The sequence below is a fragment of the Moorena sp. SIO4E2 genome (genome assembly GCF_010671945.1).
Taxonomy (GTDB): Bacteria; Cyanobacteriota; Cyanobacteriia; order Cyanobacteriales; family Coleofasciculaceae; genus Moorena; species Moorena producens.
In genome coordinates this window covers 1-7,998 of record NZ_JAAHIE010000353.1, presented here as the reverse complement: position 1 = coordinate 7,998, position 7,998 = coordinate 1, and the positions used below count along the sequence as shown (strand labels likewise).

The window sequence follows — 7,998 nt, the reverse complement described above, 5'->3', positions numbered from 1 at the left end:
CTGAATTTTGCCCCCCTGACCCCCCAACTTTGGGGGGAACAAGAGTCAATTTGCTTCTAAAAGTCCCCCAGAATTGGGGGATTTAGGGGGCTTGGATGTAGCAAATGAGACTTCTCAGACAACCTCTGAGATGTAAGCTAATGCGCTACGCGCACGCTACTTGAAGTGCCGTCAGCTATCAGCTATCAGCTAATGCGCTACGCGCACGCGATCGCGTTCAGCTAGCAGGTGCTTTAACTACACGGGGTCGGATGAATAAAACGAGCAGGGATTTTCAACCAGCCGTACTAGCACTCCCCAGCTTGTTTACTACTTCCCGTTGATTAGCTGACCGCTGACAGCTGATAGCTGTTCGCGCAGCGTGCGCTTCGCGCATTAGCTGACCAGTTAAGTTATTTTTTAGTTCCTTCAATCATCACACCAACAAAGCCCAAATCATGAGTTTCCATAGAAAATCCTACTGATTCAAGCAACTCCTGGAAATAGCTGAAAGGATAAGCATTAGCATGATGCAATCCCCCTTCTAAAATTACTTGATTGCCATCGATACTTTCTACCTTAAAACCTGTTTTGTCATAATAGCGTAAGCGCTCATCCATGACTTCTTGGTTAGATTTAAACGTAGATATAAATACCTTTTTATCTACTACTTTTGCCAGGTTATCGAAAATAGCTTGATGAAGTTGTTGAGGAATATTTCCAATGGTATTCCATGCCAATAATCCGTAAGTAAACGTTTCTTGAACCAGAGTTGTTAAATGTTCTGCTCTTCCGGCTAAAATGGTGACATTATTAAAGGTAGAAGTGGAGTCTTTAGCTAAGGCTACAAGCTGTTCTGAAAAATCAATTCCTGTAATCTTTCCTACAATAGGGGCAAGCTTACGAACATAACGTCCCTCACCACATCCTACATCCAGAACACTATCTACCCCTTTAAAGGTTCTCAGTATAAAGTCATCCTCTAACTCCATATACTCCCTGATTCCTTCTGTCTGATTTTGAGGCTCCAGAAACTTTAATCCCATCCCTTCGTAAAAGTCTTTGCTATCCTTCATTAGTTTTTCTATCCTTTAACACTTTCAACTAGTTTACCAGCATTAAGTAAATTATGGAAAAACGTTTCTAAATCAGTTTTTTGCAGTTCAGGGTTAGCCAGGATTAACCGAATCATAACCAGACCTTGATAATGAGCATAGTTGACAAAAGCTGTTCCCGAATGAAATAATCGGTTGCGTATGTCTAGATTCAGCTGGTCTAACCCAGTAGCGTCAAGCGGTTCATCTTTGGGGATATAACGGAAACAAATATTCAAAAATTGTGGTTCAGCGATTAATTCTAAATTATCGCAACGGCGGATATACTCGGTGGCATAATTAGCTAGGTCAAATAAATGATTGACCAGCTGATCATAACCTTTTTTACCATAGTATTTCCAACACAGCCATAATTTGAGTGCATCTACTCTCCGACCACATTGTAACGACTTAGTCCCTAAATTGTATAAATCATTTTCATCATCATGGAATAGATAATCCGTACCTCCCCCAGAGCCAGCTTCTGACAATAGTCCTTTTTGTTTCACTAAAATAGCGGAACAAATTAAAGGAACTCCCATTAATTTATGGCCATCCCAAGTAAAGGAATCAACTAACTCACTTCCTGCTAACAAATGCTGGTGTTTTTCACTAAATAAAACCGGCCCACCCCAAGCCGCATCGACATGCAGCCACAAGCCATATTTCCTGGTAATTTCGGCAAGGGTCGGTAAGGGATCGAAGGCTCCTAAAACAGTTGTACCGGCAGTTGCACCCACAAAGAACGGTGTTTTTTCTTCTGACAAGCTCTGTTGAATGGCAGCTTCTAGTGCTGCGGGAATCATTTTGCCATCAACACCAGACTTAACCTTGACTAAATTTTTGATGCCAATCCCTAACAAATTAGCAGCTTTTAAATAGGAATAATGAGCTTGATCGGAAACAAAGGCGACTAACTGATTATTACCCAATCCCTGTAATTTAGCTTCCGGTAAAACTTGATGTCGTCCACAAAGCATTCCGATCAGATTAGCATTACTTCCTCCAGTTACCATCAACCCTTCAGCTTCCTTAAACCCCACTAAACTGGTCAATTTTTTAATCAATTCTATTTCCATCAGGGTGGCTACGGGGGCGACATCATAGGTGTGCATGGTAGTATTCGTGGCACTGGTAACCATCTCGGCTATTATTCCCGGAATACTAGACCCACTAAAAAGTAGATTAAAAAATTGAGTGCTACCGGTTCTAACGCTATAGTTCAGGTAAGATTCTACTATAGGAATTAACGCTTCTAAAGCGACTCCCTCATCGGGTAAGGTTAAATCGAGTTTTTCCTTAAGATCATTAGCGGTTTGATAATTAACGACGTTGGAATCCGGTTCCAAATTACCGTCTAAATAGTTGAGAATTATGGCAAGGGTTTTAGTCAGGGTTGTTTCTGTATCTTTCATAGGGAGTCGGGAGTGGGCAGTAGGGAGTAGTGGTTGGAAAAATTGACTCTATATTTATTATTGATTTTTACTATTAAAAACGCTATAAATGGATATATTATCGACGGTTATACTAGACTTTATTGTAAAAGTAACGAGCGGCAATGATATCATCATATCAGTTTTTTTATATTAAATCAAGCGAAAAAAAAATTAATTATTCTGTAAGGATTTAGCTATCAGCTATCAGCATTCAGCTTTGTGCTAAGGCTCACGGCTTAATGCTTACATAGTATTTTGGTTTATATCATGTCAGGATACCCTTAATTAAAATTTCCCCCATCTCCCCATCTCCCCATCTCCCCATCTCCCCATCTCCCCATCTCCCCATCTCCCCACCCTGCTACTCCCTACTCCCTAGCTCCATTAAAAACTGCTATAGTTATGACTAACGGTAAGACTTGGTGATAAAAACCCTGGGAGAGGATTTAATGAAACGACAAGTGAGACAACTTACCTTAGGAATGACTCTGATCGCTTTGTTGCTCGGGTCAGTTGCCTGTGAGTCAACCTCCTCTGTAAAAAAAACTAAAGTTCGTTCTGCCCATAGTAACTGGGTCGAGGAACAGTTTCAAACCCAAATCGTCAATATTGGTCTGGAAAAACTTGGTTATGAAATCGAAGAACCGAAAGAAATAACCTATCCGGTTATTTATGTGTCTGTGGCTAATGGCGACCTAGATTATAGTACTATCAACTATGAAATATCACATCTAGAATTCTTTAAAAATGCTGGGGGTACCAAAAAAATAGAGCGAGTTGGAGTTATTACTCCTGATGTGATACAAGGCTATCAAATCGATAAAAAAACGGCTGAGAAATATAACATTACTAACCTGGAACAATTTAAAGATCCAAAGATTGCGAAACTATTTGATACAGACGGCAATGGTAAAGCTAATTTAATCGGTTGTGATCCTGGTTGGTTTTGCGAAGTGATAATCGATCATCACCTCAAAGCTTACGGATTAGAAGATACCGTTGAACACACTAGAGGACAATACATTGTGCTACTCGCCGATCTTATGACTCGCTACAAACAAGGGGAAAGCGTTATTTACTATGCTCAGAATCCTCACTGGATATCTACAATATTAAAACCCGATCAAGATATAATTTGGTTAGAAGTTCCCTTTACCTCTCTTCCTGAATCCCAGAAAGATCTAACTGAAAAAGACACCTCTGTAGACGGAAAAAATCTGGGATTTACTGTCGATCGTCAGCGTATTGTTGCTAACAAGAAATTTTTGGCAGCTAACCCAGTTGCCAAACGTTGGTTTGAACTGGTTCAAATTCCGGTTGAGGACATTAACGTTGAAAGCCTAAAGATCAAAGAGGGTGAGAGCAGTCCAGAAGATATCCGTCGCCATGCTAAAGAGTGGGTTGAGAAGAATCAAGAGTTGTTTGATAACTGGATAGAAGAAGCAAAAAAGGCAGGAGGGGATTCTATTTAAAGTGAAGAGGCAATAGGCAAGAGGGAATAGGGAGTAGGGAATAGGGAGTAGGAAGTAGGGAAAAATTTTGTGTACTTAATAGCTATTAAAAACGCTAGATAATTTAAATTACATCTAAGCATTCAGCCGTGAGCTTTTAGCTCACGCTACGCGAACAGCTGTCAGCCTAATCCTTAAAATAAACCTCGTTCGCGTAGCGTGCGTGGCACAGGCTTCTAGCCTGTGAAGTAGCGCATTAGCTGTTCGCGTAGCGTGCGTGGCACAGGCTTCTAGCCTGTGAAGTAGCGCATTAGCTAATACCTGAATGCTTACTAGCAATGTTACTGTCCAGGTGGGAAATCAGCTAGTTGCTTAGCATCCGTGATCACGATTTGAGGCTTCCCATCCTGATTGGGAGGATAGAGACTAGCAGTTCCAGTCACATACACATAGCCTCGACCGGATTTGGCATAGCGGGTTTCAATTAGTCCCAATATGGTTTGAGCTGCTTGGGAATCCCGATCGGGAATCCAGAGATTAAACCGGTGAAATCTTGACCCAGCATAGATCAGAGCACCATTACCAGGCCATTTATTAATCCCTCCTTGCAGGTCACACAATACCGTGATTTGGTTGCTAGCTTTAGCCGCTTCTACGATCTCATTGTAGTTTAGACGCACCGATAGCACCCCGGCTTGACTGCCTGCGTTACGGTAGTCTTCTACCACCTGGTTTCGTAGATACCACCAAGGAATCAGGGTGGTATAGTCTCTGCTCTTTCCACCGGCATTGGTAGCTGGATCCCAAATCCCTATACCTTTTGCTTGAGCCTCCGCCTCCGCCTCCATAAACTCGCGGTGATAGAGGCGCGACGAGCCATATTTTACAAAATAAGGGCTCCAGCCTTCCCGCACAATGCGCACATTAAAATTCTCCTGCTCTCCGGCTTTGTAGATATAACAGAGCAATCGCCCATAATTGCCCCGATGTTTCACCAGGCAAACCTCCACCGGATCGTTGGTGTCGAATTCAAGATCCACCCATACATCCTGATTGGGTATCCCTTGCTCGTTTGTCCCGAAATACTCCTTCGCCCATTTTGAGGCCAGGATGCCAGCGTTGGTTATCGGTTTACTGCCAGCGCGCTGACTTTCCTCTGTGTCAAGACAAACAAACCGAATTGATTCTTGCTCATTATCCAAGAGTATCTTGATTGTGTCACCGTCAACAACTTTGATCAGTTTGATATTTTTGATGACTGTACCTTTCATTAGCTCTCCTCTTTGTTGGTCAACCATGAAATGAGGGATTAGAATTGCTTGTTGTTTGAGGTGCAGCGCCAGAATATATAATGGGTGTGAGATAACTGTTTTTCTGACCTTTCCTATAGGATATCATGTTTTTGCAAATCTAATTCGGTCAGTGGAGTTTCATCTCCAGTTTGATGCTGGTTAAGGCTCCTTTATTAGGGAGCAGGGAGCAGAGAGCAGGGAGCAGGGAAAAAATTTTGTGTACTTCATAGGTATTAAAGACGCTAGATAAGTAAAATTACACCTAAATATAAGAATATAAGTAGAGTTTAGGACATAGTATTTTGGTTTATCTCATGTCAGAATACCTTTACTTAAAATCTCCCCATCTCCCCATCTCCCCATCTCCCCATCTCCCCACCCTCCCTACTCCCTACCCCATTGAAAACTGCTATAGTTATGATTGACGGTAAGACTTGGTGATAAAAACCCTGGGAGAGGATTTAATGAAACGACAATTGAGACAACTTACCTTAGGAATGACTCTGATCGCTTGCTTAATGGGTTCAATTGCCTGTGAGTCAACCTCCTCTGGAAAAAAAACTAAAGTTCGCTCTGCCCATAGTAACTGGATCGAGGAACAGTTTCAAACTGAGATAGTCAATATTGGTTTGGAAAAACTTGGTTATGAAATCGAAAAACCCAAGGAAATTGACTATCCTATTATTTATGTGTCTGTGGCTAATGGCGACCTAGATTATAGTACTATCAACTATGAAAAATCACATATAGAATTCTTTGAAAATGCTGGGGGTGGCAAAAAGTTAGAGCGAGTTGGAGTGCTTACTCCTGATGGGGTACAAGGCTATCAGATCGATAAAAAAACGGCTGATAAATATAACATTACTAACCTGCAACAATTTAAAGACCCAAAGATTGCGAAACTATTTGATACAGACGGCAATGGTAAAGCTAATTTAATCGGTTGTAATCCTGGTTGGTTTTGCGAAGTGGTAATCGATCATCACCTCAAAGCTTACGGACTAGAAGATACCGTTGAACACATTAGAGGACAATACATTGTGCTACTGGCCGATGTTATGACTCGCTACAAGCAAGGGGAAAGCATTATGTACTATACTTATCAACCTCACTGGATATCTACAATATTAAAACCCGATCAAGATATAATTTGGTTAGAAGTTCCCTTTACTTCTCTTCCTGAATCCCAGAAAGGTCTAACTGAAAAAGACACCTCTGTAGACGGAAAAAATCTGGGATTTACTGTCGATCGCCAGCGCATTGTTGCTAACAAGAAATTTTTGGCAGCTAACCCAGTTGCCAAACGTTGGTTTGAACTGGTTCAAATTCCGGCTGAGGACATTAATGTTGAAAGCCTAAAGATCAAAGAGGGTGAGAGCAGTCCAGAAGATATCCGTCGCCATGCCAAAGAATGGGTGGAAAATCGTCAAGAGTTGTTTGATAGCTGGGTAGAAGAGGCAAAAAAGGCAGGAGGAGATTCTATTTAAAGGGAATAGGGAATAGGGAATAGGGAATAGGGAATAGGGAATAGGGAATAGGGAATAGGGAGTAGGGAGTAGGGAGTAGGGAGTAGGGAGTAGGGAGTAGGGAGTAGGGAAAAAATTTTTCTATCTCATCGGTATGAGAAAGGTTAAATAAGTTAAATTACATTAACAAAAAAAGCGATCGCATAACTTTAGCGATCGCTTTTTTTGATTACCCCTAAAACTCCCCAAAAAAAAATTTCAAAACCCTTGACAAACTATTTTGTTATCGTTATCATTATTGTAATAATGATAATGATAACGACGAATTCAATCTTTGATTCATGTCAAAAAACCCAAACCTAAAAAAACAACCTGTTGAGCACACTCTAAAGCGATGCAGCGCGGTCTTGGGGGTTTCCCCCATGAGCGACTGCATCAAGACAAGGCTCTCGTCAAGCAGTAATTCATAGTATGCACATGCTTTATACACTTGGCTATGCCGAGATTTGCGAGTGGAGCCCTCTGGAGCCAACTGGTGTTCCAGACGAAGTGATTACGACAATGATGAAGTATTGGCTGTTGCCATAACACCTTAAAAAATTTCTGGGGGGAAAATCCCCCCAGGGCACAGGCTCCGGTCTGTTCGGGCAGCGTGACCTTTGGCCAATCAAATAAGATCACATCAGGTTAGGTTTGGGATCTGACTGACATCAAAATTTCAATCCACTTACTGTGGCATTGAAAAAGCCGTGGACATTATGTCTACGGCTTTTTTTTTACTATATTTGGGTTGATAATGCGGGTTTATTAAGACTTCAACTTTATCAAGTTAGTGCTGATTAGTTTAAGACTTATAGCATTTCGATTTGAGTTGTGAACATACTACCTTATGGAAATCAAAGAAGTGTGTTTATAACTATATACAAACGCTATATCATCCATTAAAATCCAAAGAGAATCAGTGGTCTAATATCAAAGCCTCTAGGACACCTTTTTCAACCATATCCAGGTTGAGAATGTAATCAATTTTATCAAAGGTATCGCGAAGAGGTCTTTTAGCTGTTAGCCAACCAAAACCATCGGTAATCCAGATAAATTCGTGACCATCTTGTTTCCACTGTAAAAATATCTCGCTATACTCACCAGCTGTCGCTTTTAGTTTAGAGCCACCACCTCTATAAAAGTTTGTTTCGATTAAAGCGATGCAGCGCGGTCTTGGGGGTTTCCCCCATGAGCGACTGCATCAAGACAACCAGTTTATTAGGAGTATTAATTGCAAA

Annotated in this window: 7 protein-coding genes and 1 pseudogene; 3 read left to right on the top strand and 5 right to left on the bottom strand. The window is 41.3% G+C overall.

From position 1 onward, the window contains the following. Positions 1 to 392 precede the first annotated feature (392 nt). Both F6K37_RS26910 and F6K37_RS26905 read right to left on the bottom strand, forming a co-directional pair. The gene (locus F6K37_RS26910) at positions 393 to 1,055 is read right to left on the bottom strand and encodes a class I SAM-dependent methyltransferase (protein ID WP_287253427.1); all 663 of its coding nucleotides are present in this window, start codon (positions 1,053 to 1,055) and stop codon (positions 393 to 395) included. A gap of 8 nt (positions 1,056 to 1,063) precedes the next feature. Next, positions 1,064 to 2,488 carry a pyridoxal phosphate-dependent decarboxylase family protein gene (locus F6K37_RS26905; RefSeq protein WP_287253426.1) on the bottom strand — a complete coding sequence of 475 codons (1,425 nt, stop codon included), beginning with the start codon at positions 2,486 to 2,488 and terminating at the stop codon, positions 1,064 to 1,066. Between the two features lie 470 nt (positions 2,489 to 2,958). On the opposite strand from F6K37_RS26905, the gene proX (F6K37_RS26900) reads away from it, so the two are divergent. Further along, entirely contained in the window at positions 2,959 to 3,981 is a 1,023-nt protein-coding gene (gene proX / locus F6K37_RS26900; protein WP_161603190.1) for a glycine betaine/L-proline ABC transporter substrate-binding protein ProX, read from the top strand. A 141-nt stretch (positions 3,982 to 4,122) separates the two neighbouring features. Here proX (F6K37_RS26900) and F6K37_RS26895 read toward each other — a convergent pair whose 3' ends face one another. Continuing rightward, complete coding sequence (locus F6K37_RS26895; protein WP_287253424.1) at positions 4,123 to 4,299, bottom strand: hypothetical protein; 177 nt, start codon at positions 4,297 to 4,299, stop codon at positions 4,123 to 4,125. Positions 4,300 to 4,301: 2 nt separating this feature from the next. Continuing rightward, positions 4,302 to 5,231 carry a thermonuclease family protein gene (locus F6K37_RS26890; protein ID WP_287253422.1) on the bottom strand — a complete coding sequence of 310 codons (930 nt, stop codon included), beginning with the start codon at positions 5,229 to 5,231 and terminating at the stop codon, positions 4,302 to 4,304. A gap of 485 nt (positions 5,232 to 5,716) precedes the next feature. On the opposite strand from F6K37_RS26890, the gene proX (F6K37_RS26885) reads away from it, so the two are divergent. Together proX (F6K37_RS26885) and F6K37_RS26880 are read left to right on the top strand one after the other, a co-directional pair. Continuing rightward, on the top strand, positions 5,717 to 6,739 hold the full coding sequence (proX, locus tag F6K37_RS26885) for a glycine betaine/L-proline ABC transporter substrate-binding protein ProX (RefSeq protein WP_287253421.1): 1,023 nt from the start codon (positions 5,717 to 5,719) through the stop codon (positions 6,737 to 6,739). A 320-nt stretch (positions 6,740 to 7,059) separates the two neighbouring features. Further along, positions 7,060 to 7,306, top strand: a pseudogene (locus tag F6K37_RS26880) (hypothetical protein). Positions 7,307 to 7,676: 370 nt separating this feature from the next. Here F6K37_RS26880 and F6K37_RS44805 read toward each other — a convergent pair. Further along, entirely contained in the window at positions 7,677 to 7,913 is a 237-nt protein-coding gene (locus F6K37_RS44805; protein WP_353737183.1) for a DpnII family type II restriction endonuclease, read from the bottom strand. Positions 7,914 to 7,998 lie beyond the last annotated feature (85 nt).

Bases quoted from the DNA above. Each gene is read 5' to 3' on its own strand.
- F6K37_RS26910 (WP_287253427.1), bottom strand. From the start codon at position 1,055: ATGAAGGATAGCAAAGACTTTTACGAAGGGATGGGATTAAAGTTTCTG.
- F6K37_RS26905 (WP_287253426.1), bottom strand. From the start codon at position 2,488: ATGAAAGATACAGAAACAACCCTGACTAAAACCCTTGCCATAATTCTC.
- F6K37_RS26890 (WP_287253422.1), bottom strand. From the start codon at position 5,231: ATGAAAGGTACAGTCATCAAAAATATCAAACTGATCAAAGTTGTTGAC.
- proX (WP_287253421.1), top strand. From the start codon at position 5,717: ATGAAACGACAATTGAGACAACTTACCTTAGGAATGACTCTGATCGCT.
- proX (WP_161603190.1), top strand. From the start codon at position 2,959: ATGAAACGACAAGTGAGACAACTTACCTTAGGAATGACTCTGATCGCT.